The sequence below is a fragment of the Microbacterium imperiale genome, from assembly GCF_017876655.1.
Lineage (GTDB): Bacteria > Actinomycetota > Actinomycetes > Actinomycetales > Microbacteriaceae > Microbacterium > Microbacterium imperiale.
Window position 1 is genome coordinate 169,921 of the sequence record NZ_JAGIOK010000001.1, and the last position, 26,953, is coordinate 196,873.

At 70.7% G+C, this 26,953-nt stretch carries 27 protein-coding genes; 16 read left to right on the top strand and 11 right to left on the bottom strand.

The window, feature by feature from the left end; all coding sequences use genetic code 11:
• Positions 1-38 precede the first annotated feature (38 nt).
• Positions 39-1,778, top strand: coding sequence for a dipeptide ABC transporter ATP-binding protein (locus tag JOF37_RS00740; protein ID WP_210004166.1), 1,740 nt, complete (start codon positions 39-41; stop codon positions 1,776-1,778).
• 106 nt (positions 1,779-1,884) lie between these two features.
• Positions 1,885-3,798 carry a translational GTPase TypA gene (gene typA / locus JOF37_RS00745; protein ID WP_210004169.1) on the top strand — a complete coding sequence of 638 codons (1,914 nt, stop codon included), beginning with the start codon at positions 1,885-1,887 and terminating at the stop codon, positions 3,796-3,798.
• A gap of 65 nt (positions 3,799-3,863) precedes the next feature.
• Here typA and JOF37_RS00750 read toward each other — a convergent pair whose 3' ends face one another.
• Positions 3,864-4,205 carry a DUF2200 domain-containing protein gene (locus JOF37_RS00750; RefSeq protein ID WP_210004171.1) on the bottom strand — a complete coding sequence of 114 codons (342 nt, stop codon included), beginning with the start codon at positions 4,203-4,205 and terminating at the stop codon, positions 3,864-3,866.
• 49 nt (positions 4,206-4,254) lie between these two features.
• On the opposite strand from JOF37_RS00750, the gene JOF37_RS00755 reads away from it, so the two are divergent.
• From JOF37_RS00755 to JOF37_RS00780, 6 genes are all read left to right on the top strand, one after another.
• Positions 4,255-4,980 carry an AzlC family ABC transporter permease gene (locus JOF37_RS00755; RefSeq protein ID WP_210004174.1) on the top strand — a complete coding sequence of 242 codons (726 nt, stop codon included), beginning with the start codon at positions 4,255-4,257 and terminating at the stop codon, positions 4,978-4,980.
• On the top strand, positions 4,977-5,291 hold the full coding sequence (locus JOF37_RS00760; protein WP_210004176.1) for an AzlD domain-containing protein: 315 nt from the start codon (positions 4,977-4,979) through the stop codon (positions 5,289-5,291). The genes JOF37_RS00755 and JOF37_RS00760 overlap by 4 nt, the downstream gene beginning before the upstream one ends.
• Before the next feature lie 9 nt (positions 5,292-5,300).
• A complete protein-coding gene (locus JOF37_RS00765; RefSeq protein ID WP_210004178.1) occupies positions 5,301-5,690 on the top strand; it encodes a histidinol dehydrogenase in 390 nt (129 codons plus the stop codon).
• 10 nt (positions 5,691-5,700) lie between these two features.
• On the top strand, positions 5,701-6,027 hold the full coding sequence (gene fdxA, locus JOF37_RS00770) for a ferredoxin (RefSeq protein ID WP_210004180.1): 327 nt from the start codon (positions 5,701-5,703) through the stop codon (positions 6,025-6,027).
• Complete coding sequence (dapC, locus tag JOF37_RS00775; protein WP_210004182.1) at positions 6,024-7,130, top strand: succinyldiaminopimelate transaminase; 1,107 nt, start codon at positions 6,024-6,026, stop codon at positions 7,128-7,130. The genes fdxA and dapC overlap by 4 nt, the downstream gene beginning before the upstream one ends.
• A 101-nt stretch (positions 7,131-7,231) precedes the next feature.
• Positions 7,232-8,524 carry a citrate synthase gene (locus JOF37_RS00780; RefSeq protein WP_210004184.1) on the top strand — a complete coding sequence of 431 codons (1,293 nt, stop codon included), beginning with the start codon at positions 7,232-7,234 and terminating at the stop codon, positions 8,522-8,524.
• A 64-nt stretch (positions 8,525-8,588) separates the two neighbouring features.
• On the opposite strand, the gene ppk2 is transcribed toward JOF37_RS00780, so the two are convergent.
• A complete protein-coding gene (gene ppk2 / locus JOF37_RS00785) occupies positions 8,589-9,389 on the bottom strand; it encodes a polyphosphate kinase 2 (protein WP_210004186.1) in 801 nt (266 codons plus the stop codon).
• 96 nt (positions 9,390-9,485) lie between these two features.
• On the opposite strand from ppk2, the gene JOF37_RS00790 reads away from it, so the two are divergent.
• Positions 9,486-11,090 (top strand): L-lactate permease, encoded by a 1,605-nt coding sequence (locus JOF37_RS00790; RefSeq protein ID WP_210004188.1) that lies wholly within the window; start codon positions 9,486-9,488, stop codon positions 11,088-11,090.
• Positions 11,091-11,105: 15 nt separating this feature from the next.
• Here the strand turns inward: JOF37_RS00790 and dapD are convergent, their stop codons facing one another.
• Complete coding sequence (gene dapD / locus JOF37_RS00795) at positions 11,106-12,056, bottom strand: 2,3,4,5-tetrahydropyridine-2,6-dicarboxylate N-succinyltransferase (protein ID WP_210004190.1); 951 nt, start codon at positions 12,054-12,056, stop codon at positions 11,106-11,108.
• 44 nt (positions 12,057-12,100) lie between these two features.
• Here dapD and dapE point away from each other — a divergent pair, with 44 nt between their 5' ends.
• The 3 genes from dapE to JOF37_RS00810 all read left to right on the top strand — a co-directional run bounded on the left by dapE (position 12,101) and on the right by JOF37_RS00810 (position 14,637).
• Entirely contained in the window at positions 12,101-13,177 is a 1,077-nt protein-coding gene (gene dapE / locus JOF37_RS00800; RefSeq protein WP_210004193.1) for a succinyl-diaminopimelate desuccinylase, read from the top strand.
• Positions 13,178-13,187: 10 nt separating this feature from the next.
• Positions 13,188-14,390 carry a putative hexosyltransferase gene (locus JOF37_RS00805; protein WP_210004195.1) on the top strand — a complete coding sequence of 401 codons (1,203 nt, stop codon included), beginning with the start codon at positions 13,188-13,190 and terminating at the stop codon, positions 14,388-14,390.
• A gap of 73 nt (positions 14,391-14,463) precedes the next feature.
• Positions 14,464-14,637: a DUF3117 domain-containing protein gene (locus JOF37_RS00810; RefSeq protein ID WP_023950528.1), complete on the top strand. Its 174-nt coding sequence runs from the start codon at positions 14,464-14,466 to the stop codon at positions 14,635-14,637.
• Positions 14,638-14,699: 62 nt separating this feature from the next.
• Here JOF37_RS00810 and JOF37_RS00815 read toward each other — a convergent pair whose 3' ends face one another.
• On the bottom strand, positions 14,700-15,335 hold the full coding sequence (locus JOF37_RS00815) for an O-methyltransferase (protein ID WP_210004199.1): 636 nt from the start codon (positions 15,333-15,335) through the stop codon (positions 14,700-14,702).
• 72 nt (positions 15,336-15,407) lie between these two features.
• On the opposite strand from JOF37_RS00815, the gene JOF37_RS00820 reads away from it, so the two are divergent.
• Positions 15,408-15,803 (top strand): twin-arginine translocase TatA/TatE family subunit, encoded by a 396-nt coding sequence (locus tag JOF37_RS00820; protein ID WP_210004201.1) that lies wholly within the window; start codon positions 15,408-15,410, stop codon positions 15,801-15,803.
• Here the strand turns inward: JOF37_RS00820 and JOF37_RS00825 are convergent, their stop codons facing one another.
• From JOF37_RS00825 to JOF37_RS00835, 3 genes are read right to left on the bottom strand one after another with little or no spacing between them, the layout of a single operon-like run.
• Positions 15,804-16,940, bottom strand: coding sequence for an Mrp/NBP35 family ATP-binding protein (locus JOF37_RS00825; RefSeq protein WP_210004203.1), 1,137 nt, complete (start codon positions 16,938-16,940; stop codon positions 15,804-15,806).
• Entirely contained in the window at positions 16,937-17,461 is a 525-nt protein-coding gene (locus JOF37_RS00830; protein ID WP_210007619.1) for a DUF1003 domain-containing protein, read from the bottom strand. The genes JOF37_RS00825 and JOF37_RS00830 overlap by 4 nt, the downstream gene beginning before the upstream one ends.
• Positions 17,461-18,732 carry a magnesium transporter MgtE N-terminal domain-containing protein gene (locus JOF37_RS00835; protein ID WP_210004208.1) on the bottom strand — a complete coding sequence of 424 codons (1,272 nt, stop codon included), beginning with the start codon at positions 18,730-18,732 and terminating at the stop codon, positions 17,461-17,463. The genes JOF37_RS00830 and JOF37_RS00835 overlap by 1 nt, the downstream gene beginning before the upstream one ends.
• A 51-nt stretch (positions 18,733-18,783) precedes the next feature.
• Between JOF37_RS00835 and JOF37_RS00840 the strand changes: the two genes are divergently transcribed.
• Both JOF37_RS00840 and JOF37_RS00845 read left to right on the top strand, forming a co-directional pair.
• Complete coding sequence (locus JOF37_RS00840; RefSeq protein ID WP_210004211.1) at positions 18,784-19,515, top strand: YflT domain-containing protein; 732 nt, start codon at positions 18,784-18,786, stop codon at positions 19,513-19,515.
• Entirely contained in the window at positions 19,512-20,183 is a 672-nt protein-coding gene (locus JOF37_RS00845; protein WP_210004213.1) for an alpha/beta hydrolase family protein, read from the top strand. The genes JOF37_RS00840 and JOF37_RS00845 overlap by 4 nt, the downstream gene beginning before the upstream one ends.
• Here the strand turns inward: JOF37_RS00845 and JOF37_RS00850 are convergent, their stop codons facing one another.
• The 3 genes from JOF37_RS00850 to JOF37_RS00860 form a co-directional block, all read right to left on the bottom strand.
• The gene (locus JOF37_RS00850; protein WP_210007620.1) at positions 20,184-21,905 is read right to left on the bottom strand and encodes a gamma-glutamyltransferase family protein; all 1,722 of its coding nucleotides are present in this window, start codon (positions 21,903-21,905) and stop codon (positions 20,184-20,186) included. It lies immediately after the preceding gene.
• Between the two features lie 62 nt (positions 21,906-21,967).
• The gene (locus JOF37_RS00855; RefSeq protein WP_210004216.1) at positions 21,968-23,389 is read right to left on the bottom strand and encodes an aminopeptidase P family protein; all 1,422 of its coding nucleotides are present in this window, start codon (positions 23,387-23,389) and stop codon (positions 21,968-21,970) included.
• A 38-nt stretch (positions 23,390-23,427) separates the two neighbouring features.
• A complete protein-coding gene (locus tag JOF37_RS00860) occupies positions 23,428-24,447 on the bottom strand; it encodes an endonuclease/exonuclease/phosphatase family protein (RefSeq protein ID WP_210004219.1) in 1,020 nt (339 codons plus the stop codon).
• Between the two features lie 58 nt (positions 24,448-24,505).
• Between JOF37_RS00860 and JOF37_RS00865 the strand changes: the two genes are divergently transcribed.
• Positions 24,506-25,384, top strand: a complete 879-nt coding sequence (locus tag JOF37_RS00865) for a PHP domain-containing protein (RefSeq protein WP_210004222.1) — start codon at positions 24,506-24,508, stop codon at positions 25,382-25,384.
• A gap of 27 nt (positions 25,385-25,411) precedes the next feature.
• Here JOF37_RS00865 and JOF37_RS00870 read toward each other — a convergent pair whose 3' ends face one another.
• On the bottom strand, positions 25,412-26,872 hold the full coding sequence (locus JOF37_RS00870) for a DEAD/DEAH box helicase (RefSeq protein WP_210004224.1): 1,461 nt from the start codon (positions 26,870-26,872) through the stop codon (positions 25,412-25,414).
• Positions 26,873-26,953: the final 81 nt, after the last annotated feature.

The following is a 26,953-nucleotide window of genomic DNA, read 5'->3' on the forward strand; positions in this document are numbered from 1 at the left end:
GCCGCGACCCGGCGGACCGAGCCGCGAAGGATCGCGCCATGAGCACCCCCATCGACACCACTGTTCCCGCGCTGGAGATGAACGACGTCAGCGTCGACTTCGCCGTGGACGGCTACTGGGTCCCCGCCGCCAAGAACCTCAACTACAGCATCGCGCGCGGCCAGGTCGTCGCCGTCGTGGGTGAGTCGGGCTCGGGCAAGAGCGCGAGCTCGATGGCGATCCTCGACCTTCTGCCGATCAACAGCCGGGTGCGCGGCGAGATCAAGGTGAACGGGCGCGACGTGACCGGTCTCAGCCCGCGGCAGCTGCGTCAGCTGCGCGGCTCGGAGGTCGCCGCGATCTTCCAGGAGCCCATGACGGCGCTCAACCCGGTGCTCACGGTCGGCTTCCAGATCATCGAGGCGATCCGCGCGCACACGTCGAAGACCCCCAGTGAGGCGAAGGCGCGAGCGCTCGAGCTGCTCGGCATGGTCGGTCTGCCCGACCCCGAGAAGGCGTTCTCGTCGTACCCGCACCAGCTGTCGGGCGGCCAGCGCCAGCGCGCCATGATCGCGCAGGCGATCTGCCTCGACCCGGCGCTCCTGATCGCCGACGAGCCGACGACGGCGCTCGACGTCACGGTGCAGGCCGAGATCCTCGACCTCCTCCGCGACCTGCGCGACCGGCTGCAGTCCGCCGTGCTGCTGATCACGCACGACATGGGCGTGGTGGCCGACCTCGCCGACTGGATCGTCGTCATGAAGGACGGCGAGGTCGTCGAGCAGGGAACGGTCACACAGGTTCTGGGCGACCCGCAGGCGGTCTACACGCGCGAGCTGCTGGCCGCCGTGCCCCGTCTCGGACAGGGCGGCGAGGGCGACGAGACCGTCGACGTCGTCGAGGCCCTGGCGAGCGTCGTCGAGGAGCACGTTCCCGTCCCGGACGTCGACGCCACCGCTGGCCCCCGCATCGACGCACCCGTGCTGTCGCTTCAGAACGTCTCGATCGAGTACGGCAAGCGCGGCCGTGTGGCGGCCTTCCGCGCGGTCGACGACGTCTCGCTCGACATCGCCGAGGGCGAGATCGTCGGCCTCGTGGGAGAGTCGGGCTCCGGCAAGTCGACGATCGGGCGTGCCGCGATCGGTCTCCAGCCGATCGCCGAGGGTAAGCTCGTCGTCGACGGCATCGACATCAGCGGCGGGGACCGCAAGATCATCCGTTCGCTGCGCCGCAAGGTCGGCATCGTGTTCCAGGATCCCTCGTCATCGCTCAACCCGCGTCTGCCCATCGGCGAGAGCATCGGCGAGCCGATGCTGCTAGCGGGGGAGGCGAAGGGAGCGGCCCTCGACAAGCGGGTCGAGGCGCTCCTCGATGATGTGCGTCTGCCGCGTTCGTACCGCAACCGCTACCCGCACGAGTTGTCGGGCGGTCAGAAGCAGCGCGTCGGTATCGCCCGTGCGCTCGCGCTCAAGCCACGGCTGCTCGTCGCCGACGAGCCCACCAGCGCGCTCGACGTCTCGGTCCAGGCGCGCGTGCTCGAGCTGCTGAGCGAGCTGCAGGCCGAGTACCGCTTCGCCTGCCTGTTCATCAGCCACGACCTGGCCGTCGTGGACGCGATGGCCGACCGCATCGTGGTGCTGTACCACGGGCAGATCGCCGAGCAGGGAACGCGCGACGAGATCCTCCGCGCCCCGAAGGAGGCGTACACGCAGCGCCTCATCGCGGCGATCCCCGTGCCGGACCCCGCCGAGCAGGCAGCCCGTCGGGCCATCCGCCGACAGATCCTCGACGTCTCCTGAGGCCTCGAGACCCGCTTCCGCAGGCGTCCCGCATCCCCGCGGGACGCCTGCGGTAAACTGGAGCGTCGGCATCCCGGCGTTTTCCCTTCATCCTGAGGATTCCTTCATGGCGCACGCCCTTCGTCCTGACCTCCGCAACGTCGCGATCGTCGCGCACGTCGACCACGGCAAGACGACGCTCGTCGACGCCATGCTCCGCCAGACCGGCTCGTTCGGCGACCACGCGCACGTCGAAGAGCGTGCGATGGACTCGAACGACCTCGAGCGCGAGAAGGGGATCACAATCCTCGCCAAGAACACGGCGATCACCTACAACGGCGCTCACACCGACGTCCCGGTGACGATCAACGTGATCGACACCCCCGGCCACGCGGACTTCGGCGGCGAGGTCGAGCGCGGCCTGTCGATGGTCGACGGCGTCGTGCTCCTGGTCGACGCGAGCGAGGGCCCGCTGCCGCAGACCCGCTTCGTGCTGCGCAAGGCGCTCGAGGCGAAGCTGCCGGTGATCCTCCTGGTCAACAAGACCGACCGCCCCGACGCGCGCATCGCCGAGGTCGAGGAAGAGGCGCACGACCTGCTGCTCGGCCTCGCGGGCGACCTCGTCGACGACGTTCCCGACCTCGATGTCGACGCGCTCCTCGACGTGCCCGTCGTGTACGCGTCGGGTCGTGCCGGCGCGGCATCCCGCAACCGTCCCGACAACGGCGACCTGCCCGACAACGACGACCTCGAGCCGCTGTTCGAGGCGATCCTCGAGCACGTGCCGGCACCCTCCTACGACGACGAGGCGCCGCTGCAGGCCTGGGTGACGAACCTCGACTCGAGCCCGTTCCTCGGCCGTCTCGCGCTCCTGCGCATCTTCAACGGCACCCTCAAGAAGGGGCAGACGGTCGCTTGGGTGCGCCACGACGGCACGCACAGCAACGCCCGCATCACCGAGCTGCTCATCACGAAGGCGCTCGACCGTTTCCCCGCCGAGTCCGCCGGCCCCGGTGACATCGTCGCGATCGCCGGCATCGAGGACATCACCATCGGCGAGACGATCGCCGACCCCGAAGACGTCCGGCCGCTGCCGGCCATCACGGTCGACGACCCCGCGATCTCGATGACCATCGGCACCAACACCTCGCCCCTCATGGGCAAGGTCAAGGGCCACAAGCTCACCGCGCGCATGGTGAAGGACCGCCTCGACCGCGAGCTGATCGGCAACGTCTCGCTCAAGGTCGTCGACATCGGCCGCCCCGACGCGTGGGAGGTGCAGGGCCGCGGCGAGCTGGCCCTGGCGATCCTCGTCGAGAACATGCGCCGCGAGGGCTTCGAGCTGACCGTCGGCAAGCCCCAGGTCGTCACGCGCCGCGACGAGAACGGCAAGCTCACCGAGCCCTTCGAGCACCTCACGATCGACGCGCCCGAAGAACACCTCGGGGCGATCACGCAGCTCATGGCGGCCCGCAAGGGACGCATGGAGACCATGACCAACCACGGCACCGGGTGGGTGCGCATGGAGTTCGTCGTGCCGTCGCGCGGCCTCATCGGGTTCCGCAGCGAGTTCTTGACGATCACGCGCGGCACGGGCATCGCCAACGCGATCGCCCACGGTTACGACGAGTGGGCCGGCGCGATCTCGACGCGTCAGAACGGCTCGATCGTGGCCGACCGCTCGGGCGTCGTCACGCCGTTCGCGATGATCGCGCTGCAGGAGCGCATGAGCTTCTTCGTCCAGCCCACCGAAGAGGTGTACGAGGGCATGGTCATCGGCGAGAACTCGCGCGCCGACGACATGGACGTGAACATCACCAAGGAGAAGAAGCTGACGAACATGCGCTCGTCGACCTCCGACTCCTTCGAGTCGATGACGCCGCCGCGGGTGCTGACGCTCGAGGAGTCGCTCGAGTTCGCGCGCGACGACGAATGCGTCGAGGTCACCCCCGAGAAGGTGCGCATCCGCAAGGTCCTGCTCGACGCGACCGAGCGTGGCCGTGCCGCCTCGCGCGCCAAGCGCCAGGACGCCGGCTCCTGATCTTCTGACGACGACGACCCCGGGTGGCTACGCGGCCTCCGGGGTCGTCGTCGTTCGCGGCGCGGTCAGCCGCGGAGGATCTTCGACATGTCCTTGCCGCGTGCGACCTCGTCGACGAGCTTGTCGAGGTACCGGATGCGCTGCATGAGCGGATCGTCGATCTCCTCGATCCGGATGCCGCAGATCACGCCCGTGATCATCGAGGCGTTCGGGTGCAGCCGCGCCTTCGCGAAGAACTCCGCGAACGTCGTGCCGGCGGCCAGGTGAGCGTCGAGCTCCTCCTGGGCGAAGCCGGTCAGCCAGCGAGTCACCTCATCGACCTCGGCGCGGGTGCGACCCTTGCGCTCGACCTTTGCGACGTAGTGGACGTATACCGACGCGACACTCATGGTGAACACGCGACTCATGCCCGTCACGCTACCCGGCGCGACCCATCGGGATCGATAGCATCGGACGGTGAGACAGGATGCCGCTTCGCGCCGCGCGTGGCGCGACGGCATCGGCGTCTCGCTGGCCACGAGCGCCTACGGCGTCTCGTTCGGCGCCCTCGGCGTCGCGGCGGGCCTGGACGTCTGGCAGACCTGCGTCCTCAGCCTCCTGATGTTCACGGGCGGCTCCCAGTTCGCGTTCGTCGGTGTCGTGGCATCCGGCGGACTCTCGGCGATCCCCGCGGCGATCGCCTCGGCGGCGCTGCTCGGGGTGCGCAACGTCGCTTACGGCCTGCGCATGGCGCCCATCATCGGCGGGGGAGTGGCGCGGCGGCTCGCCGCGATGCCGTTCACCATCGACGAGTCGGCGGCGGTGGCCCTCGCGCAACGCGATCCGCGCGCCCGGCGCATCGGATTCTGGGTCACCGGCGTGGGGATCTACGTCGGCTGGAACCTCTTCACGCTGGTCGGCGCGCTGCTCGGCGACGTCTTGGGCGACCCCCGGGCGTACGGACTGGATGCTGCGGCGGCGGCGGCCTTCCTCGCTCTGCTCTGGCCTCGGCTGCGCCGTGGCGAGGCAGTCGTCATAGGGGTCGCGGCCGCGGTGGTCGCGGCCGTCGCGACCCCGGTGACGATGCCCGGCGTGCCGGTTCTCGTCGCCGGCGTCGTCGCGATCGTGGTGGCGGTGGCGCTGCCCGCACGACGCGCTGTGGACGAGCCCGACGACGTCGCGGAACGGCAGGGTCTGCCGTGACGCTCTGGACGGGGATCCTCGTCGCGTCGATCGTCTGCGTCGCGCTGAAAGCCCTCGGCTACCTCCTGCCACCGCGCTGGTTCGACGGACCGCGGGCGCAGCGGACGATCGACCAGCTCACGGTCGCGCTGCTCTCGGCGCTCGTGGTGGTGCAGACCCTCGGGTCGGGCGCGGCCATCGTCGTGGACGCGCGTCTGCCGGCGGTGATCGCGGCCGCGGTGCTGCTCCTGCTTCGCGCTCCGTTCCTGCTGGTCGTCGTCGCGGCCGCGGCCGTGGCTGCGGCGCTTCGAGCGGTCGGTTGGGCGGCTTAGACTGAAGCGGTGACGCAGATCTGGCCCCGCATCGCCGGGTGGGCGGTCGCGGCGGTCGCCGGTGTCGTCTACGGCGTGGCCGGAACGATCGGCCAGGCGCACACGTGGGGCGTCCTGCCCGTCGGTCTCATCGTCGCGATCATCGGCGTCACGGGACTCGTCGCCGGCCTCCGACTGCTCACCGGCGACCGGTGGGTCGCCCTGGCGAGCGGCCTCGGCGCCGTGGTTGCGACGATCATCTTCTCGGGTCGCGGCCCCGGGGGCTCGGTCGTGGTTCCGGCGCCGCCCGAGGGGCAGCTCAGCACCGGCATCATCTGGACCTTCGCGCTCCCCGTGGTGGTGGCCATCGTCGTCGGCTGGCCGTCGCTGGCGGCGGCCCGGCGCGCGCACACGAACTAGACTCGATGCCGTGACTTATGTGATCGCTCTTCCGTGCGTGGACGTGAAGGACCGCGCCTGCATCGACGAATGCCCCGTGGACTGCATCTACGAAGGGGAGCGCTCGCTCTATATCCATCCCGACGAGTGCGTGGACTGCGGCGCCTGCGAGCCGGTCTGCCCGGTCGAGGCGATCTACTACGAGGACGACCTCCCCGCCGAGTGGCAGGACTACTACACCGCGAACGTCGAGTTCTTCGACGATCTCGGCTCGCCGGGCGGCGCCGCCAAGATCGGCGTCATTCCCAAGGATCATCCCCTCGTGGCCGCGCTGCCGCCGCAGGGGGAGGGGCATTGAGCGTCCGCGACCTCGCGGACTACCCCTGGGACGCCGTCGCCCCGTACGCCGAGACCGCCCGCGGTCATGCCGACGGCATCGTGGACCTCTCGATCGGCTCTCCCGTCGACCCCACGCCCGAGATCGTGGCCGACGCGCTGCGTGCCGCGACCGACGCTCACGCCTATCCGCAGACGGTGGGGACGCCCGACCTGCGCGAGGCGATCGTTGCCTGGTACGCACGGCGCCGGGGTGTCTCGGGGCTGACGGTGCAGAACGTCCTGCCGACGATCGGCTCCAAGGAGCTCGTCGCGCTGCTGCCGTTGCTGCTCGGACTCGGTGAGGGCGACGTCGTCGTCCACCCCCGCGCGGCGTATCCCACGTACGAGGTCGGCGCGCGGCTCGTCGGGGCGACCCCCGTCGCGGCCGACGAGCCGGCCGACTTCCCCCTCGGCACGCGCCTGGTCTGGGTCAACTCGCCCGGCAACCCCGATGGACGCGTCCTCGACGTCGCCGAGCTGCGCGCGATCGTCGAGCGGGCTCGCGAGCTGGGCGCGGTCGTGGTCTCGGACGAGTGCTACGCCGAACTCGGATGGGACGGCGCCTGGGCGCAGTCCGTCGTCCCCAGCATCCTCGATCCGCGCATCAGCGAGGGCGACCACGCCGGCCTGCTCTCGGTCTATTCGCTGAGCAAGCAGTCCAACCTCGCCGGTTACCGTGCGGCCTTCCTCGCCGGCGACGCCGCGATCGTCGGCCGTCTCCTGACCGCGCGGAAGCACCTGGGTCTCATGCTCCCGCTTCCGGTGCAGCACGCGATGGTCGCCGCGCTGCGCGACGACGAACACGTCGCGGCTCAGAAGGAGCTGTACCGGGCTCGTCGCGACGTGCTGCGTCCTGCCCTTGAGGCCGCCGGCTTCCGGATCGACCGCAGCGAGGCGGGACTGTATCTGTGGGCGACCGCCGGTGCGGATGCCTGGGCCACCCTCGGGTGGCTCGCCGAACGCGGCATCCTCGCCGGTCCCGGTCACTTCTACGGTGAGCACTACCCCCAACACGTGCGCTTCTCGTTGACGGCTCCTCTCGAGCGCATCGAGGCGGCGGCACGGCGCCTGACCGTTTCGTAGGTTTTCTCCTACGCATCCGCCGTTCCCTTGGCGACGTACGGAGTAGGCCCGTGCGCCCGATAGGCTGTAATGACCGCACCGGACGATCGCAAGGAGGCTTCGTGAACGACACGGGCACCCCGCAGAAGGCCACCGTCACCATCGGTGACCGCACCGCGGAACTGCCGGTGCTGCCAGGAACCGCTGGAGTTCCCAGCGTCGACTTCTCGACCTTCACCAAGCAGACCGGGCACACGAGCCTCGACTACGGGTTCGTGAACACGGCGGCCACACGCTCCGCCATCACGTACATCGACGGCGACCAGGGCATCCTGCGCTACCGCGGCTACCCGATCGAGCAGATCGCCAAGCACTCCACGTACCTCGAGGTCGCGTGGCTGCTGCTCTACGGCGACCTGCCCTCTGCGGACGAGCTCGCGGACTTCGACGACCGCATCCGTCGTCACACGCTTCTGCACGAAGACCTCAAGCGCTTCTTCTCGTCGCTGCCCCACACGGCGCACCCGATGTCGGTGCTGTCGGCGGCGACCGCGGCGCTCTCGACGTACTACGAGGACCAGTCCGACCCGAACAACCCCGAGCACGTCGAGCTGAACACGATTCGTCTGCTCGCCAAGCTTCCCGTGATCGCGGCCTACGCGCACAAGAAGAGCGTCGGGCAGGCCTTCCTCTACCCCGACAACTCGCTGAGCTTCGTCGACAACTTCCTCAAGCTCAACTTCGGGGTCCTCGCCGAGCAGTACCAGGTGAACCCGGTCGTCTCGCGCGCGCTCGAGCGCCTGCTGATCCTGCACGAGGACCACGAGCAGAACGCATCGACGTCGACTGTGCGTCTGGTCGGCTCGACCGGCGCGAACCAGTTCTCGTCGATCTCGGCGGGCATCAACGCGCTCTACGGTCCGCTCCACGGTGGCGCGAACGAGGCGGTCCTCGACATGCTCGCGCGCATCCGCGACTCCGGCGAGAGCGTCGAGCGTTTCGTCGAGCGGGTCAAGAACAAGGAAGACGGCGTGAAGCTCATGGGCTTCGGGCACCGCGTCTACAAGAACTACGATCCGCGCGCCAAGCTCGTCAAGGAGTCCGCAGACGAGGTGCTGAACGAGCTCGGCGTCGTCGACCCCCTGCTCGATCTGGCCAAGGAGCTCGAGGAGATCGCGCTCAGCGACGACTACTTCCGCGAGCGTCGCCTGTACCCGAACGTCGACTTCTACACCGGCGTCATCTACAAGGCGATGGGTTTCCCCACCCGCATGTTCACGCCGCTGTTCGCGATCGGACGCCTGCCCGGCTGGCTCGCCCACTGGCGCGAGATGCAGAACGACCCGCAGACGAAGATCGGGCGACCGCAGCAGCTCTACATCGGAGCGGGCGAGCGCGACTACCCCGTCTCCTGAGCGCTTCCTCGATGGCGATGAAAAGGCCGGTGCGTCCCTCGGACGTCACCGGCCTTTTCGCTCCTCAGTCCTCCAGCAGCGTCGCCGCGTAGTCGGGCACATACCCGTCGAGCTGCTGCGGCGGCCGGTCGTACCCGCCGGAGGGCGGGCGCGGCGGGATCTCGATCTCGGGACGTTCGATGACCTCGTACGGCACCTGCTGCAGCAGATGGTGGATCATGTTGATCCGTCCGCGCCGCTTGTCCTCGTTGTCGACCTCGTGCCAGCGCGCTTCCGGGATGTCGGTGTGCACGAACATCGTGTCCTTGGCGCGCGAGTAGTCCTCCCACTTCGTGATCGACAGGACGTCGTTGGGGGAGAGCTTCCAGCGGCGCATGGGGTCCTCGTTGCGGGAGCGGAACCGCTTCTCCTGCTCGACGTCCGACACGCTGAACCAGTACTTCAGCAGCAGGATGCCGTCCTCGACGAGCATCCGCTCGAAGATCGGCGCCTGATGCAGGAAGCGGTGGTACTCCTCGTTCGTGCAGTACCCCATAACCCGCTCGACGCCGGCGCGGTTGTACCACGAACGGTCCATCAGCACGATCTCGCCGGCGGCCGGCAGGTTCGCGACGTAGCGCTGGAAGTACCACTGCGTCCGTTCCCGCTCCGTCGGGGCGGGAAGCGCCACGATACGGGCGACGCGCGGGTTGAGATACTCCGAGACCCGTTTGATGGTCGATCCCTTCCCGGCGGCATCGCGCCCCTCGAAGATCACGACGATGCGCGCTCCTGTGGCCTGCACCCAGGCCTGCATGTCGACGAGCTGCGCCTGCAGGCGCTTCAGCTCCGCCTCATAGAGCTTCTTGGGCAGACGTTCGACCATCGAACCACCTCCTGGCGGCGAGCATACGCCCCTCGTCGTTCGGGGCGGCACGGCACTAGGGTGTTGGCGTTGGCGACTCGACCCCCGGAGATGCACATGTGGACACAGACGACGGATCCGCTCGGCTCCCTCGCCCTGTCGGCCCTCGTGGCCGCGATCCCCATCGTCGTCTTCCTCGTCGCCCTGGTGGTGCTGCGGCTGAGCGGCATCCGTGCCGGTCTCATCGCGCTCGTCGCCCAGATCGCCGTCGCCGTCTTCGCCTTCGGAATGCCGGTCTCGGCGCTCGCGGGGGCGAGCCTCCTCGGGGCGCTCACCGCCGTCTGGCCGATCGCGTACATCATCGTCATGGCCGTGTGGCTGTACAAGCTCGCCGTCGCGAGCGGCCGCTTCGACGTCATCCGGTCGTCCATCGGGGGCATCTCGACCGACCAGCGCCTCCAGGTGCTGCTCATCAGCTTCGCGTTCGGGGCGTTCCTCGAGGGCGCCGCCGGCTTCGGCGTCCCGATCGCCATCTGCGCCGCGCTTCTGGTGCAGCTCGGCTTCCGACCCGTGAAGGCGGCCATGATCTCGCTCGTGGCCAACGCCGGCGCGGGGGCGTACGGCGCCATCGGCATCCCGGTGATCGTCGGCGCGCAGGTGAGCGGCATCGACGTCCACGAACTCTCGCGGGCGATGGTGCTCGTGCTGCAGCCCCTGACCCTGCTGATCCCGTTCCTCCTCGTGGTCATCCTCGACGGGCTCCGCGGGCTGCGTGAGACGTGGCCGGCGACCCTCGTGGTGACCGTCGTATTCAGCGGCGTGCAGGCCGGGGTGCTGTGGTTCCTCGGCCCGGAGCTGGCCGACCTGAGCTCCGGGCTGGCAGCGATGGTCGCGCTCTTCCTGCTCGGGCGGGTGTGGCAGCCCAAGCGTGTCTACCGCGAGCCGGGTGCGCCCGAACCCGAGGTGACCCGCACGAGCTTCTCCGAGGTCGTCGCCGCATGGAGCCCGTTCTACATCCTCACCGCGGTCATCCTGGTGTGGAGCCTGCCGGCGTTCAAGAACCTGTTCGTCGCCGACGGACCGCTGGCCGCGCTCGCGCCCGCGGTGCCGATGCCGGGGCTCACGGGGAGCGTGCAGACGGCGACGGGGACGGTCGTGACCGCTGCCTGGAGCTTCACCCCGATCAACGCGACGGGCACCGCGATCCTGCTGGCCGTGCTCATCTCGTTCTGGACCACGCCGCAGCTGCGTGCGGCGGACCTGGCGCGGACGTTCCGCACGACCATCGCCGAGCTGTGGCCGGCGCTCGTGCTGATCACGATCATCCTGGTGCTGGCGAACATCGCCAACCACTCCGGCGGATCCGCGTCCATGGGCACGGCTCTGGCCGCCGTCGGGCCGCTGTTCCCGGTGCTCGCCCCGATCATCGGCTGGATCGGTGTCTTCCTCACCGGGTCGGTCGTCAACAACAACACGCTCTTCGCGCCGCTGCAGGTCGCGACGGCCGAGCGGCTCGCCGTCGACCCGGCGCTCCTCGTCGGCGCCAACACGGCGGGCGGGAACGCGGCGAAGGTCATCTCGCCTCAGTCGATCGCGATCGCGGCCGGTGCCGTGGGGCTCGCCGGCCGCGAATCCGAGATCCTTCGCGCATCGATCTGGTACAGCCTCGGAATGCTCGCGTTCATCTGCCTCTGGTGCGGGCTGCTCGCCGCACTCGCCTAAGGCAGCTCAGCCCGATCAGGCGTGCAGGGCCTCGTTCAAGGTCACGCCGACACCGGCGCGGCGCACGGCCTCGATCGCCCCCGTCAGCGAGTTGCGGCGGAACAGGATGCCGTCGCGGCCCGAGAGCTCGGCCCCCTTGACCGTGGGGCGAGCGCCCGACGCGGTGGCAGGCTCGTCGGCGAGCACGATCTTCGACCCGGCGGTGACGTAGAGGCCGGCCTCGACGACGCAGTCATCGCCGAGGGAGATGCCGATCCCGGCATTCGCGCCGAGCAGCGTGCGCCGACCGATCGAGACGCGGTGGCTGCCGCCGCCGGAGAGGGTTCCCATGATCGAGGCCCCGCCGCCGATGTCGCTGCCGTCGCCGACCACGACGCCCTGCGAGATGCGCCCCTCGACCATCGACGCTCCGAGGGTGCCGGCGTTGAAGTTGACGAAGCCCTCGTGCATCACGGTCGTGCCCGAGGCGAGATGCGCACCGAGTCGCACGCGCGACGCGTCGGCGATGCGCACGCCCGAGGGTGTGACGTAGTCGAGCAGGCGCGGGAACTTGTCGAGGCTGTGGACCTGGATGCCGTCCCGCTGCAGCTGCGCGCGGCGGCGCGTCGCGTCATCCGGATGCATGGGGCCCGCGGTGGTCCAGGCCACGATGGGCAGGTGGCCGAAGATGCCGTCGAGGTTGACGGTGTTGGGTGCGGCGAGGCGGTGCGACAGCACGTGCAGACGCAGATAGGCGTCGGCCGTCGATGCGGGGGCGGCGTCGAGGTCGATGGTGACGGTGACGGCCTCGACCGACACGCCGCGGCGTTCGTCAGCGGATGCCGACGGCGCCCAGGCGACCATCGCGGCGGCGGCGTCGGCCGCGGCCGGGGTTCCGAGCGCGGGCTCGGGGAACCAGGCGTCGAGTGTCGTTCCATCGCTGCTCGACGTCGCGAGTCCGACGCCCCATGCCCACCGTTCGTTCATGCCTTCCAGGGTATCGGTGCGGCGGCCGTCGATAGACTCGCGGCATGCCTGAGCTCGATCTGTCCCTGCCCAGTGTCGATCTGACCCGGGCCGTCTGCGACATCCCGAGCGTCTCGGACGACGAGACGACTCTCGCCGACGCCATCTTCGCCGCCGTGTCGATGCTGCCGCACCTCGAGGTCGTGCGCGACGGCGATACCATCGTGGCGCGGACGCAGCTCGGCCGCGCGCAGCGCGTCGTGATCGCCGGACACATCGACACCGTCCCGATCAACGACAACCTGCCGACACGTTCGGTCGTCGAGGACGGTGCGGAGTTCATCTGGGGCCGCGGAACGGTCGACATGAAGGCGGGCGTGGCGGTACAGCTCAAGCTCGCCGCCGAGCTCGTCGACCCCCGCGTCGACATCACCTGGATGTGGTATGACCATGAGGAGGTCGCGGCCGAGCTCAACGGGCTCACCCGGCTCGCCGCGCATCGGCCGGAGCTGTTCGCCGGCGACTTCGCGATCCTGGGCGAGCCGTCGAACGGGCAGGTCGAGGGCGGCTGCAACGGCAACCTGCGCGCCATCGTCCGTACCCGCGGCGTGCGGGCGCACAGCGCTCGCGCATGGATCGGCGACAACGCCATCCACCGGGCGGCGCCGATCCTCGCCCGTCTGGCGGAGCACACGCCCGAGGACGTCGAGGTCGAGGGCCTCGTGTATCGCGAGGGCCTCAACGCCGTGCGCGTATCGGGCGGCGTCGCCGGCAACGTGATCCCGGATCTGTGCGAGGTGGAGGTCAACTACCGCTTCGCGCCCAGCCGCAGCACCGACGAGGCCGTCGCCGTCGTCGAGCGCTTCTTCGACGGCTACGAGGTCGAGGTCGTCGATCTCGCCGGCGGGGCGCGCCCCGGACTCGACGCCCCCCTTGCGCGCGAGTTCGTCGCGGCGGTGGGGGCCGAGCCCCGGCCGAAGTACGGCTGGACCGACGTCGCGCGGTTCTCGGCACTCGGCGTCCCCGCGGTCAACTACGGTCCCGGCGATCCGTCGCTTGCCCACCACGACGAGGAACGTGTGCCCGTGGCGCAGATCGAGGCGGTCGAGCGCGGTCTGCGAGCGTGGCTGTCGGCTTCGTGATCGGCTGGGCATGACGACGCGGCGGCATCCCTGGCTGCGGCTCCCGGTGCCGGCGGCCATCGGACTCGTCTATCTCGCATCACGGGCCCTCACGACGCTGTTCCTGCTGATCGCCGCCGAGATCAGTGGTCCGGCGTCGCGATTCGGTGCCGACGCGACGCTGGGTTCGCTGACGATGGGCTGGGACGCACAGTGGTACTGGCTGATCGCCTTCAGCGGGTACCCCGCCGAGCTGCCCCTCGACGCCGCCGGCAACGTGGCCGAGAACGCCTGGGCGTTCATGCCCGTCTACCCGTGGATCGCCGACGCCCTCGGCGTCGTCGTCGGCGGCTACCCGGTGGCTGCCCCCGTCGTCTCGATCGTCGCCGGCTACCTCGCGTGCGTGGTGCTGTACGCGCTGCTGCGCGACCGCGTCGGACGCATCGCGGCGATGTGGGCCGTGGTGTTCTTCGCCGCAGGACCGATGGGCGCGCTGTTCCAACTCGGTTACGCCGAGGCGCTGTTCCTGCTCTGGCTCCTGCTCGCGCTTCGCGCGGTGGAGCGGCGGACGTGGTGGTGGCTGTACCTGTGGGTGCCGCTCATGGCCTTCACCCGCCCCGGCGTGCTGGCGTTCTCGCTTCTGCTGGCCCTCTATGGGATCTGGCGGTGGCTGCGGCGCCGCCGCGACGCGCTGCCCGCTCGCGACGTCGTGCACATCCTCGCGAGCGGGCTGCTCGCGGCGGTGTGTGGTTTCGCCTGGCCGGTGATCACCGGCGTGGTCACGGGCGACCCCGGCGCCTATCTGCAGACCGAGCTCGCCTGGCGTCGTTCATGGATCGGCGACCACGGGGCCTTCGTGCCGTTCGATGGATCTGTGCGTGCCGCGGCGCTCTGGTTCGAGATCTGGGGCCTCCCGGCGTGGCTCGGACCGGTCGCGCTCACGGCCGTCGTGGTGTGCACCGCGCTCGTGCTGCTGTTCGATCGTCGGGTGCGCCGGCTCGGCGTCCCGCTGCGGCTGTGGTCGGCGAGCTATCTGCTGTACCTGCTCGCGGTGTTCTTCCCGCAGTCGAGCACCTTCCGCCTGCTCGTGCCGCTGTCACCCCTGTGGGGCGCCATCGCGGTACCGCGGTCGACGGTGTGGCGGGTCGCCGTCGCGGTCGCTGGAGCTGCAGCGCAGTGGTGGTGGATCTACAACATGTATGCGCTGGGAAACACCTTCGCCCAGGTTCCGTGAGATGCATGTCCACGCTGAGCGTTCCCTGCACGATAAACTCTTCAGGTAGTCCTCATGATGAAAGGGAGCCGTTATGGCAGCCATGAAGCCGCGAACCGGAGACGGACCGATGGAGGCCGTGAAGGAGGGGCGCCTGATCATCGTGCGTGTCCCCCTCGAAGGCGGAGGGCGACTGGTCGTCTCGGTCAATGATGAAGAGGCCAAGGAGCTCCACAGCGTCCTGAGCGGAGTCGTCGGCGCAGCCTGACGATCACCTCTCGAGAAAAGCCGGCCCCGCGGGGCCGGCTTTTCTCGTTCTGGGGCCCGGTGTCAGGCGCGAGGAACCGTCGTCAGCTGCAGCAGTCCCTCGCCGACGATCGACAGTGCGCCGAGGACGGCGGGGGAGGACTGCGTCTCGCGGATGAGCGTGCGGTAGGCGCGCGTGACATCGTCCCGACGCACCGGATCGGCCACGGCTCCGCCGGCGAGCACGCGGGGAACGAGGACCATACCGCCCGGACGCACGAGTCGCAGGCCGTGCTCGACGTAGTCGATGACGCCGTCCGCGTCGGCGTCGACGAGCACGATGTCGTACGAGGCCTCGTTCATGCGGGGCAGCACGTCGGCCGCGCGGCCGGTGATGAAGCGGGCACGCGCCGGCGGCACCTTCGCCTCGGCGAAGGACTGACGAGCCACGGCGAGGTGCTCGGGCTCGATGTCGATGGTCGTGAGGGTCGCGCGGGGCGACCCGTGCAGCAGCCACAGGGCTGACACGCCGCCGCCGGTGCCGATCTCGACGATGTTCAGCGCACCCGTCGCCGCGGCGAGGACGGCGCACTGCGCGCCGACGGGCGGGCTCACGGGGGCCGCGCCGATCTCGAGGGCGTGAGCGCGCGCACGAGCGATGTGCTCCGGTTCCACCGTCGCTTCCATCGCGAATCTGCGGATCGCTTCCTGATCGCCCATGTGTTCCTCCTTCCGCCAGCGTACGCGTCGTCGCGGCTTCGGCCGTCGAGGCGCACGGGTAATCTGGAGGGCATGTTCTTCGGCCTAGACGGGGACAAGCTGATCCTCATCGGGGTCGCAGCTGTCCTTCTCCTCGGACCCGAGCGGCTTCCTCAGCTCGCCGAGACGCTCGCGCGGTTCACGGTGCGAGCGCGCGAGTGGGTCAACGGCGCGAAAGACCGCGTGAAGGACGAGATGGGTCCCGAGTTCTCCGAGGTCGAGTGGCGCAAGCTCGATCCCCGGCAGTACGACCCCCGGCGCATCATCCGTGACGCGCTGCTGGAGGACGCCCCCGTGCCGACCGTGCGCGCGGCCGCTGCCGGGGCGGCCATCACGACGGCATCGGCGGTGGGGATGGATGCCGCGGGCGCCGCGCATCTGCGCTTCGACCGCGAGGCGGTCGTCCCCTTCGACGACGAGGCGACCTGATCAGCGCACGCGCAGCGGTAACGACCGTCCGCTGAGGCCGCGGCCGTCCCGCGCGATGGCGTCCGCGATGCGGCCGATGGCCTGTGCCGCGGGATCGTCGGGATGTGCGACGACGACGGGCACTCCGGCGTCGGCGTCACCGCGCAGCGCCGGGCTGAGGGGCACCGATCCCAGCAGCGGCACGTCGGCGTCGGCCGAGAGGGCCGCGGCGACGGCGGCACCGCCTCCGGCGCCGAAGAGATCGAGCAGCGTTCCGTCGGGGAGCGACATGGCCGCCATGTTCTCGATCACGCCGACGACGCGCTGCCCCGTCTGGCGGGCGACCAAGCCGCTGCGCACGGCGACATCCGCGGCGGCGGACTGCGGCGTCGTGACGACGACGACGTCGGCGTGGGGGAGCAGCTGCCCGACCGAGATCGCGACGTCTCCCGTGCCGGGAGGCATGTCGATGAGGAGGACGTCGATGTCGCCGAAGTAGACATCGGTGAGGAACTGCGACACCGTGCGGTGGAGCATCGGGCCGCGCCACGCGACCGCGCCGGGCGCCGACGACCCCCGCGGCAGGAACATGCCGATCGAGATCGTTCGGACGTCATGCGCGATCGGGGGGAGCATGAGGCCGTCGATGCGCGTGGGTTGCGGCGGCAGCCCGTCGTCGTCGACGAGTCCGAGCAGACCGGGGATGGAGAATCCGTGCACGTCGGCGTCGATGAGCCCGACGGCGAGGCCGCGTCGAGCCAGCGCGACGGCGAGATTCGCGGTGAGCGTCGACTTGCCGACGCCGCCCTTGCCGCTCGTGATCGCGATCACCCGGGTCAGCGAGTCCGGGCCGAACGGGTTCTCGCGCGCTGCGCGGTCGCCGCGCAGTCGCGACGTGAGCGCCGCGCGCTCCGCCGGGGTCATGACCCCGACGGCGACGTCGACCGACGTGACGCCCGGCACCGACAGGGCGGCCGATCGCACGTCACGCTCGATGCGATCGGCGGCGGGGCAACCGACGATCGTCAGCGCGATGCCGACGCGGGCGCGACCGTCGGCGAGGTCGATCTCGCGCACCATGTCGAGGTCGCCGAGGGGCTGCCGCAGCTCGGGGTCGCGCACCGCCGAGACGGCCGCTCGGACCGCCTCGGCCGTCATCGGGCGTCCGGCCGATCGTCGGCGTCGATGCGCTCGAGCGCGGTCCTGAGCTCGGAGCGCAGGGTCTCTTTCGTGACCAGGCCGTCGGTCAGGTCGGAGATCGCCAGACGCAGGGCGACGACCTCGCGCGCGAGGTACTCGGTGTCGGCGAGGTTCCGCTCGGCGCGCTGACGATCCTGCTCGATCTGCACCCGGTCGCGGTCGTCCTGCCGGTTCTGCGCCAGCAGGATGAGGGGAGCGGCGTAGGACGCCTGCAGGGAGAGCACGAGGGTCAGCGCGGTGAACCCGAGGTCGGCCGAGTCGAATTGGAACTGCTCCGGCGCGAGCGTGTTCCAGGCGATCCAGAGCAAGCAGAACAGCGAGAGCATCACGAGGAACTGCGGCGTCCCCATCGCCCGGGCGACCCACTCGGTAAAGCGTCCGAAGCGGTCCCGCGAGGGCTGCGGAGTACGCGTTCCGAGCACGACCGACCGGCGCCCCCGGGGCGCCTCGAGCGAGACCTTCTTGGGTGAGCGCGCCATCATCGTCTTCCTCGCAGGGCTGCGGCTTCCTGCGGCTCGACGTCTTGCGAGCGCCAGTCGTCAGGCAGGAGATGATCGAGCACGTCGTCGACGCTGACCACGCCGACGAGACGATGGGCCTGATCGATCACGGGCACCGAGACGAGGTTGTAGCTGGCGAGCATGCGCACGACCTCGGCGGCCGACGACGAGGCCGCGACCGGCTCGACCGTGTCGTCGATGATCGAGCCGAGTCGTTCGTGCGGGGGATAGCGCAGCATCCGCTGGAAGTGGACGGTTCCCAGCAGGCGGCCGGTCGGTGTCTCATAGGGCGGAAGAGTGACGAAGACCGACGCGGCGAGCGCCGGATGCAGCTCGTGGCGACGGATCAGCGCGAGGGCTTCGGCGACCGTCGCCTCGGCCGACAGCACGATCGGGTCGCTCGTCATGAGACCACCGGCGGTGTCGGGGCCGTACTCCAGGAGCGCGCGGACGTCCTCGGCCTCCTCGGGCTCCATGAGGTCGAGCAGCTGTTCGACCCGGCCCTCGGGCAATTGGCCGAGCAGGTCGGCGGCGTCATCGGGCTCCATGGCATCCAGGATGTCGGCTGCGCGCTCGTCGCCGAGTCGCTCGAGGATGTGCACCTGCTCGTCCTCCGGCATCTCCTCGAGCGCATCGGCGAGGCGGTCATCGGGCAGCTCCTCGGCGACCTCGAGCAACCGGTCCTCGGGCAGATCCAGGAGGGTGTTCGCGAGGTCGGCGGGCTTGAGCTCGGAGTAGGTCGCAACGAGCTGCTCGGCCGACTGCGCCTCGCCGGAGGTCTGATCTTCGCGGACCTCCGCCCACGTCGCGAAAGTCGTGGGGCCCTTCGCGAACGGAGATGCGCTCGTCTTGGGCCGGCGCAGGAACAGCTGCCCGATGTCCCAGTCGCCCAGTCGGTTGCGCTCGATGGCGACATCCTCGATGACGGCGCCGCCCGAACCGTCGCGGAGGTAGACCTTGCGGCCCAGCAGCTCCGCCATGACGCGCACCTCGCCGCCGCGCTGCTGGAAGCGTCGCACGTTGATGAGCCCGGTCGTGATGACCTGCCCCGTCGCGATCGAGGTCACGCGACCGATCGAGAGGAAGACATGGCGTCGACCGGGGATCTCGACCACGAGGCCGATGACGCGCGGAGGGTCCGCCTTTCGGAAGATGACGACCACGTCTCTCACCTTGCCGAGCCGATCGCCAGCGGGATCGAAGACCACGCAACCCACCAGGCGCGCGACGAAAACCCTCTGCGTACTCACCGCTCCAGCGTAGTCGGCGACCGGGTGGGAGGCCCGTGACAAGATGGGGTGATGAGCATGATGGGCGGAACACCCCCGGTCACGGGCGAGAAGGTCGCCGAGTTCGCGTCGTACGAGGCCGCGCAGAAGGCGGTGTCGACGCTCATCGCCGCCGACATCCCCGCCCGCGAGATCGCGATCGTCGGGTTCGGCCTACGATCGGTCGAGACGGTCACGGGCCGCCTCGGGTACGCCACGGCAGCCCGGACCGGCGCCGTCAACGGCATCCTGCTCGGCCTGATCTTCTCGCTGATCTTCGTCTTCGGCACCCCGGATGCTGCGCTGCAGCTGTTCCTCGGGGTGATGCTCGTCGGTGTCGCGATCGGCATGATGATGAGCCTCGTCATGTTCGCCCTCGTGCGACGGCGCCGCGACTTCGCCTCGGTCACGCAGGTGACGGCCGACCACTACGAAGTGACGGTGCAGGCGAACAGCATCCACCGCGCCCGTGGCGCCCTGAACGTCGCGCCGGCGCGTCCCCAGACTCCCGCCCCGTCGGTGCCCGACGGCCCGCCGCGCTACGGCGAGCGGATCGACCCCGTACCGGCGCCGCCGGCCGACCGCCCCGCCCCCGGCCCCGCCGCTCCGAGCGGAACGCCCGCTGCGCCGCCGGCCACCTCTCCCGCGGGTGGGGCCACCCCCGCGCAGCCTCCCGCCACCGGGCCGGTACCCGGTGGCGAAGCGCCCGGCCCGGAGCTGCCCGCGTCCCCCGAACCGCTGCCGGGAGACGATACGCGGCGATGACCGCCGAGGTATCGGTCGCGCTCCCGACCGGCGCGGTAACGGTGCCGCTCATCTGGAACCGCGCCGCGGAGCCCGCCGCCTGCGTCGTCCTGGCGCACGGCGCGGGCGCCGGCCCCGAGCATCCCTTCCTCGACGGGTTCGCGGCGCGCCTCTCCTCCGCCGGGATCACCGTGGTCCGGTTCCCGTTCCCCTACGTCGTCGCGGGGCGGCGGCTGCCCGGTCCGGCGGCGCACGCGGTCGCGACGTGGCGTGCGGTCGTCGATTCCGTGGATGCCGCGGCATCCGGCATCCCGCTCATCGCGGCGGGGAAGTCCTACGGTGGGCGCATGGCGTCGGTCGCGGCCGCGGAGCGGGCCATTTCGCCGGACGGGCTCGTCTACCTCGGGTATCCGCTGCACCCGCCCGGCCGGCCGGACCGCCTGCGCACCGAGCACCTGCCGCTCGTCGAGCAGCCGCAGCTGTTCGTGTCGGGCACACGGGATCCGTTCGTCGACCCGGTACGCGACCTCGAAAGCGCTGTCGCGGCATGCCGGGACGCCGAGGTGCGCTGGGTCGACGGCGGCCGCCACTCCTTCGAGACTACGGGCGGCCCGCGCGACGCGTCGATCGTGGGCGCCGCTATCGCCGATCTCGTCCGACCCTGGATCGGCGCGCAGGCCCGCGGGTGATCAGCGCCCCGCGGCGTACCCCTGCGCCCCGCGGGGATTCGCCGCCGCCCACATCGTGCCGCGCTCCCGGTCGATGCCGACTGCCGAGATGCGGCCCAGGGCCCAGTCGCCGGCTCGCGTGATGGCGTGCCCGCGTGCGCTGAGCGCCGCGATGACGTCGTCGCCGATGCGGTCCTCCAGCACGGCGCCGGCGGGGGTCCAGGTGCGGGGCCAGAACGAGTCGATCATGGCGGTCGTGTGCAGTGTCGGCGCATCGATCGCGGCCTGCGGATTCCAGCCGCCGACCAGCACGCGCAGAAGGAACGGGAGCTGCCACTGGTCCTGCTGATCGCCACCGGGCGTGCCGAGTGCCATGTCGGCTCGGTCGCCGCTCATCACGAGCGTCGGCGACAGCGTGGTCCGCGGCCGGGCTCCGGGGCGCAGCGCCGCGGGGGAGTCCTCGTCCAGCCAGGCCATCTGCAAGCGGGTCCCGAGTGCGAACCCGAGTTCGGGAATCGCGGGCGACGACTGCAGCCAGCCGCCCGACGGCGTGATGGCGACGATGTTCCCCCATCGGTCAACGACGTCGATGTGGCACGTGTCGCCGCGCGTCTGGCCCGAGCGGGCGACCGTCGGCTCGCCGGTGCCCGCGGCGGCGGGTCCGGCGTCGGTGCGCAGCGGCGGGTGGTGCGGCTCACGCCCGCCGGGCGCTCCGGGTCGCCATTCAGCAGAGGCGTCCGCGGCCAGCAGGCCGCGCCGCTGCGCCAGGTAGGCCGCGTCGAGCAGGTCGGCCGTGTCGACTCCGTCGCCGAAGTGCGCGTCGCGGTCCGCCAGCGCGAGCTTGAGCGTCTCGAGCACGAGGTGCGCGCCCTCGGCCGTGCCCGGATCGAGCACCTCGTCGGGGAAGGCGTCCAGCATCCCGAGCGCCTGCAGCAGCACGGGGCCCTGCGACCATGCGCCCGGCTTGACGATCGTGCGGCCGCGGAATCGGCACATCAGCGGTTTCTCGTAGCCGGCGGAGAAGGCCGCGAAGTCCGCCGCCGTGATGACTCCGGCGTGGTCGCCGCCGGTCGCGTGGCGGTGCGGGATCGATACGAAGGCGGATGCTGCTCGCGCAACGAACCCGGTCGACCACTCGGTGCGCGCCGCCTCGATGCGCGCGACGCGATCGGCGGCGCCGTCACCGGCGGCGACGAGGCCCGCGTACATGTCGGCCAGGGCCGGGTTGCGGTGGAGCTCGCCCGCCTGCGGTGGCCGGCCGTCACGCAGCCAGAGGGCAGCCGAGGTCGGCCACGCCTCGGTGAACAGCGTCGCGACGCGTGCGATCGTCGCAGCGGCGGACGCCAGCAGCGGGTGGCCGTCGCGGGCGTAGCCGATCGCATACGCGAGCACGTCGGCGAGCTCCCAGGTGCCGTGATCGCGCAGCAGGAGGAGCCAGGCGTCGACCGCCCCCGGCACGGCGGCGGCCAGCGCGCCGGCTCCCGGGACGAGCTCGAGGCCCTCCTCGCGGAAATGCTCGATCGTCGCGGCCGCGGGAGCCGGCCCCTGGCCCATGAGCACCCGCGGTTCGGCGTCGACGGCGGCGTGGAACAGCCCGACGAGGTCTCCGCCGGGACCGTTCAGGTGCGGTTCGACGACCTGCAGGACGAACCCGCCGGCCACGACGGCGTCGAAGGCGTTGCCGCCGCGCTCGAGCACCGCCTGCGCGGCAGCGGTCGCGAGCCAGTGCGTGGAGGCGGCCATGCCGAAGGTGCCCGTCACGAGCGGGCGGGTGGTCGTGGTCGGCGCTGCCGAGAAGGCGGAGCTCACGAGGCGAGACGCGCGATCCAGGCCTCGACCTCGTCCGCCGTGCGCGGGATGTCGGCCGACAGGTTCACCGGGCCGGTCTCGGTCATGAGGATGTCGTCCTCGATCCGTACACCGATCCCGCGGTACTCCTCGGGCACGGTGAGATCGTCGATCTGGAAGTACAGGCCGGGTTCGATCGTGAAGACCATGCCGGGCTCGAGGATGCCGTCGTAGTACATCTCGCGGCGCGCCTGGGCGCAGTCGTGCACGTCGATGCCGAGGTGGTGGCTCGTGCCGTGCACCATGTAGCGACGGTGCTGACCGCCCCGGTCGGCCTCGAGCGCCTCGTCGGCCGAGACCGGGAGGAGCCCCCACTCGGCGACCCGCTGAGCGATGACGCCCATCGCGGCCTCGTGGATCGAGCGGAAGGTCACGCCCGGACGCGCCGCCGCGAACGCGACGTCGGCGGCCTCGCGCACCGTCTCGTACACCCGGCGCTGGATGTCGGTGAAGCGTCCCGAGACGGGAAGCGTGCGGGTGATGTCGGCCGTGTAGAGGCTGTCGACCTCGACGCCGGCGTCGATGAGGATGAGGTCGCCGGGGACGACCGGCCCGTCGTTGCGCGTCCAGTGCAGGTAGCAGGCGTGCGGCCCGGACGCGGCGATGGTGTCGTAGCCCTCGCCGTTGCCGTCGGTGCGCGCCCGCAAGTGGAACAGTCCCTCGACCGCTCGTTCGCCACGCGGGGTGGCGATGATGCGCGGCAGGTCGGCGACGATGTCGTCGAAGCCTCGGCCGGTTGCCGCGACGGCGGCGCGCATCTGCTCGACTTCGTAAGCGTCCTTCGTCAAGCGCAGCTCGGAGACGGCGCGGGTGAGGTCGGCATCGTCCTCGAGGACGAGGTCGTCCGCTCGCAGCTCGACCTCGTCGAGGTGGGCCGTGGTGATCCCGAGGTCGGCGGCGACGGCCGCGAGCGCGGGGCGAGGCCCGATCCAGAACTCGCCGATGGAGGCGTCCGCGTAGAACTCGGGCGTCGTGCGGTCGGCGCGGTCGCGGACGTACAGCGTCACATCGTGACCGGCGGGCGTCGGGTCGAACACGAGCACCGAGCCGGGAACGGCATCGCTGCCCCAACCGGTGAGGTGCGCGAAGGCGGAGTGTGCGCGGAACGGGTAGTCGGTGTCGTTCGAGCGCTGCTTGGGGGAGCCGGCCGGGATCACGAGGCGCCGGCCGGGGAAGGCCGCCGACAGCCGATCGCGCCGCTTCGCCGCGTACGGAGCCTGCGCGCGCGGCGAGACCGCGACCTCAGCACGGTCGGCCCACCCCTCGGAGATGGTGTCGAGGAAACCGCGCGGGAACGGCTGACGTCGGTTGGTGTTCTCGTCCGTCGCCTCGGGGGCGGCGGCCTCGGTTCCGGTCGTGTCGGTCTCGCTCGTACTCATGCGTCCAGTCTCGCACTCGTAGGCGCGCACCGGCGGTCTCAGCGGCGCGTGTACTGCACGACCAACGGCCGGTGATCGCTGCCCGAGCCGTCGAGCGACGACAGCACCACCGAGCCGGTGGGCTTCCACGAGGCGGTCGCCATCACGTGATCGATGGGAGCGCCGAGCGGTGCGGGAAGAGCGGTGGGCCAGGTGCCGATGCCGCCGTTGCCGGTCTGCTTCGCCGCATCATGACACCGGCCGAGGTCGGCGTCGCCGACGCCGAGTCGCGCCATGTGGTCGAGCGTCGCATTGAAGTCGCCGGCCATGATGACGTCGTCGCTTGCGCACTGGTCGGCCAGCCACTGCAGATCGCTGCGCCACCCGTCCATCGCGGAGGTCCGGGGCGCGACCGCGTGCACCGCGACGACGATCGGCCCGTCGCCGTCCACCGGCATCGCGACGGCGCTCGGCACGATCGTGGTGTTCGACGTTCCGCCCGCTTCCGACTCGATCACCGCGTAGTCGCCGAGCTCGGGGGAGATGAGCAGCGCCGTCGAGTTGGCGTCCCAGGTGTCGGGCCCCTCGTAGCGGTCGACGTGCGCCCACATCGGCTGGCCGCGCTCGCCCATCGCGACCGCGACCGCTCGGCCGGTCTCCATCGTGGTCTCCGGCAGCGCGACGATGTCGGCCTGCATCGCGACCGCGGTCTCGGCGATCGTCTCGGCGTCCGTCGCGGGCCCGGCGGTGTTCCAGGTCATGACACGGATGCTCTCGGCGTCCTTCGCGGGCAGCGTCTCGGCTCCCAGTCCGCGTGTCGCGAGGATGCCGGCACCGGTGCCGGCAGCGACGAGCGAGATCACGGCGATCCACAGGCAGAATGCGCGGATGCGGCGGGCGAGGCCGAAGAGCAGGAAGAGCAGGGCGATCGCGGCGAAGCCTCCTACCAGCAGGGGTCGCAGCGACACCGCCTGCGCGAACGGGAACTCGCGTTCCAACCGCAACAGCTGCGGCCACGTGACGACCGCAGCGCCGGCTGCGAACAGCGCGACGATGAGGGCTCCGAGCACGCGCTTCACGCCTCGACTCTAAGAGAGCCACCCTGGATGATCGCCGGGCGCGGCTACGCTGTCGTGAATGGGAACGACGGCGCGCGCTCACCCCTTCAGCGGGCCGAGTGATCTCCACCTCCACTCCCTGCGATCGGACGGCACCGAGCCTCCGGCCGCCGTCGTGCAGGCGGCGCACCGCCACGGATTGCGCACCATCGCGCTGACCGACCACGACACGACTGCCGGGTGGGCCGAGGCGGCCGAGGCCACCGCTTCGCTCGGGATGACACTGCTGCCCGGCATGGAACTGAGCGCGCGGCACGAGTGGCGCACGGTGCACCTGCTGGCCTACCTGTTCGACCCGGACCACCCGAGACTGCGGGCCGAGATGGAGCGCATCCGCGAGGACCGTGTGGGCCGTGCCGAGCGCATCGTGCGCAGCATCTCGCGCGAACACGACCTGACCTGGGACGACGTCCTGGCCCAGACCGGCGTCGGAGCGACCGTCGGGCGTCCGCACATCGCCGATGCGCTCGTGGCGCGGGGGCTCGCCGCCGACAGGGCCGAGGCGTTCGCCGGCATCCTGCATCCGAGTCAGGGTCACTTCACCCCGCACTACGCGCCGGACCCGTTCACGGCGGTGTCGCTCGTCGTCGCCGCCGGGGGCGTGCCGATCCTCGCGCACCCGTCGCCGAGCGGCCGCGAGCGGATGATGGCGCCGGCGGTCCTGCGCGAGCTGGTGGCGCGCGGGCTCGCGGGCTTCGAGATCGGGCATCGCGAGAACACCGCGGACGGCAAGCGCGCGCTGCGGGCCCTGGCCGGTGAGCTGGACCTGATCGTGACCGGGTCCAGCGACTATCACGGCCTCGGCAAGCCGAACCTGCCCGGAGAGCACACCACCGCTGACGACATGGTGGCGCGCATCATCGATCGCGGAAGCGGAACGGCGCCCGTCTACGCGTAGAGGGGCGCCGTTCGATGCGGATCCGGGTCAGCCCGCTGCCGGGGCTGCCGGGCCACCGGCGCCCGAACCGCGGCGGCGGCGACGACGGCGCGGCGACGTCTTGCCGTCGCGGTGCTCGGCCCCGCCGCCGTCGTGGGTTCCGGCTCCTGCCGGCGTCTCGCCCGTCGTGGTGCCGTCGCCCGAGGCCGCGGCGGAGGTCGTCGCGGCGTCGCCGGCACCGCGTGAGCGGCGACGGCGCGGGCGCTGCCCCGAGCCGTCCGACGCCTCGGTCGACGCGGTCTTCACGCTCTGCGTCGTGGGCAGCTTGCGCAGGCGGCCCTTGGTCCCGGCAGGAATGGCGAGGTCTTCGAACAGGTGGGGGCTCGACGAGTACGTCTCGACCGGCTCAGGCTGGCCGAACTCGAGCGCCCGGTTGATGAGCGCCCACTTGTGCAGGTCCTCCCAGTCGACGAAGGTGACCGCGATGCCGGTGCGGCCGGCTCGTCCGGTACGGCCGGCGCGGTGCAGGTACGTCTTCTCGTCGTCGGGGATCGTGTGATTGATGACGTGGGTCACGTCGTCGACGTCGATGCCGCGCGCGGCGACATCCGTCGCGATGAGCACGTCCTTCTTGCCGGCCTTGAAGCCCGCCATCGAGCGCTCGCGCGCTTCCTGGCTCATGTCGCCGTGGACGGCACCGGCATTGAAGCCCCGGTCGTTCAGCTCGTCGACGAGCTTCTGAGCCGCGCGCTTCGTGCGCGTGAAGATGACCGTCTTGCCCCGGCCCTCGGCCTGCAGGATGCGGGCGATGATCTCGTCCTTGTCGAGCGAGTGCGCGCGGTACACGAGGTGCTTGATGTTCGCCTGCGTGAGGCCCTCGTCGGGATCGGTCGCGCGGATGTGGATCGGGTTCGACATGAACCGGCGTGCCAGAGCGACGATCGGGCCGGGCATCGTCGCCGAGTAGAGCATGGTGTGGCGGACGGGTGCCACCTTCTGGAAGATCTTCTCGATGTCGGGGAGGAATCCGAGGTCGAGCATCTTGTCGGCCTCGTCGAGCACGACCTCCGTCGCGTTCGACAGGTCGAGCAGACGCTGTCCCGCGAGGTCGATCAGACGCCCCGGGGTTCCCACGACGATCTGCGCACCCGCCTTGAGCTGGTCGATCTGGCCTTCGTAGGCCTTCCCGCCGTAGATGGCGACGACGCTCGTGGAGCGGTTGCGCGTGAGCATGTCCATGTCCTCGAACACCTGCACCGCGAGCTCGCGCGTGGGGACGACGATGAGGGCCTTCACGCCGGGTGCCGGATCGAGACCGAGGCGCTGGACGACCGGGATGCCGAAGCCGAAGGTCTTGCCGGTGCCGGTCTTGGCCTGCCCGATGATGTCCTGGCCCGGAAGGCCGAGGGGGATGGTCTGCTCCTGGATGGGGAACGCATCGACGATCCCCTTCTCAGCGAGGGCGTCGACGATGTCCTGGTCGACGCCGAGATCAGCGAAAGTGGTCATGGATGGCGTGCCTGTCTGGCGGTGAGAAGCCGCCGGGTGAACGAGTCCACGCCCTTCACTCAGCCACAGGCGCGGGGCCCC

What these genes read in the sequence shown, in the direction of transcription:
- JOF37_RS00825 (WP_210004203.1), bottom strand. Translation starts at nt 16,940, where the DNA reads ATGACGGCCGAGGCGGTCCGAGCGGCCGTCTCGGCGGTGCGCGACCCC.
- JOF37_RS00870 (WP_210004224.1), bottom strand. Translation starts at nt 26,872, where the DNA reads ATGACCACTTTCGCTGATCTCGGCGTCGACCAGGACATCGTCGACGCC.
- JOF37_RS00820 (WP_210004201.1), top strand. Translation starts at nt 15,408, where the DNA reads ATGTTCTTCGGCCTAGACGGGGACAAGCTGATCCTCATCGGGGTCGCA.
- JOF37_RS00845 (WP_210004213.1), top strand. Translation starts at nt 19,512, where the DNA reads ATGACCGCCGAGGTATCGGTCGCGCTCCCGACCGGCGCGGTAACGGTG.
- JOF37_RS00790 (WP_210004188.1), top strand. Translation starts at nt 9,486, where the DNA reads ATGTGGACACAGACGACGGATCCGCTCGGCTCCCTCGCCCTGTCGGCC.
- JOF37_RS00750 (WP_210004171.1), bottom strand. Translation starts at nt 4,205, where the DNA reads ATGAGTCGCGTGTTCACCATGAGTGTCGCGTCGGTATACGTCCACTAC.
- JOF37_RS00740 (WP_210004166.1), top strand. Translation starts at nt 39, where the DNA reads ATGAGCACCCCCATCGACACCACTGTTCCCGCGCTGGAGATGAACGAC.
- JOF37_RS00840 (WP_210004211.1), top strand. Translation starts at nt 18,784, where the DNA reads ATGAGCATGATGGGCGGAACACCCCCGGTCACGGGCGAGAAGGTCGCC.
- JOF37_RS00805 (WP_210004195.1), top strand. Translation starts at nt 13,188, where the DNA reads ATGACGACGCGGCGGCATCCCTGGCTGCGGCTCCCGGTGCCGGCGGCC.
- dapD (WP_210004190.1), bottom strand. Translation starts at nt 12,056, where the DNA reads ATGAACGAACGGTGGGCATGGGGCGTCGGACTCGCGACGTCGAGCAGC.
- dapE (WP_210004193.1), top strand. Translation starts at nt 12,101, where the DNA reads ATGCCTGAGCTCGATCTGTCCCTGCCCAGTGTCGATCTGACCCGGGCC.
- JOF37_RS00810 (WP_023950528.1), top strand. Translation starts at nt 14,464, where the DNA reads ATGGCAGCCATGAAGCCGCGAACCGGAGACGGACCGATGGAGGCCGTG.
- ppk2 (WP_210004186.1), bottom strand. Translation starts at nt 9,389, where the DNA reads ATGGTCGAACGTCTGCCCAAGAAGCTCTATGAGGCGGAGCTGAAGCGC.
- JOF37_RS00855 (WP_210004216.1), bottom strand. Translation starts at nt 23,389, where the DNA reads ATGAGTACGAGCGAGACCGACACGACCGGAACCGAGGCCGCCGCCCCC.
- typA (WP_210004169.1), top strand. Translation starts at nt 1,885, where the DNA reads ATGGCGCACGCCCTTCGTCCTGACCTCCGCAACGTCGCGATCGTCGCG.
- JOF37_RS00815 (WP_210004199.1), bottom strand. Translation starts at nt 15,335, where the DNA reads ATGGGCGATCAGGAAGCGATCCGCAGATTCGCGATGGAAGCGACGGTG.
- JOF37_RS00850 (WP_210007620.1), bottom strand. Translation starts at nt 21,905, where the DNA reads ATGGCCGCCTCCACGCACTGGCTCGCGACCGCTGCCGCGCAGGCGGTG.
- JOF37_RS00865 (WP_210004222.1), top strand. Translation starts at nt 24,506, where the DNA reads ATGGGAACGACGGCGCGCGCTCACCCCTTCAGCGGGCCGAGTGATCTC.
- JOF37_RS00830 (WP_210007619.1), bottom strand. Translation starts at nt 17,461, where the DNA reads ATGGCGCGCTCACCCAAGAAGGTCTCGCTCGAGGCGCCCCGGGGGCGC.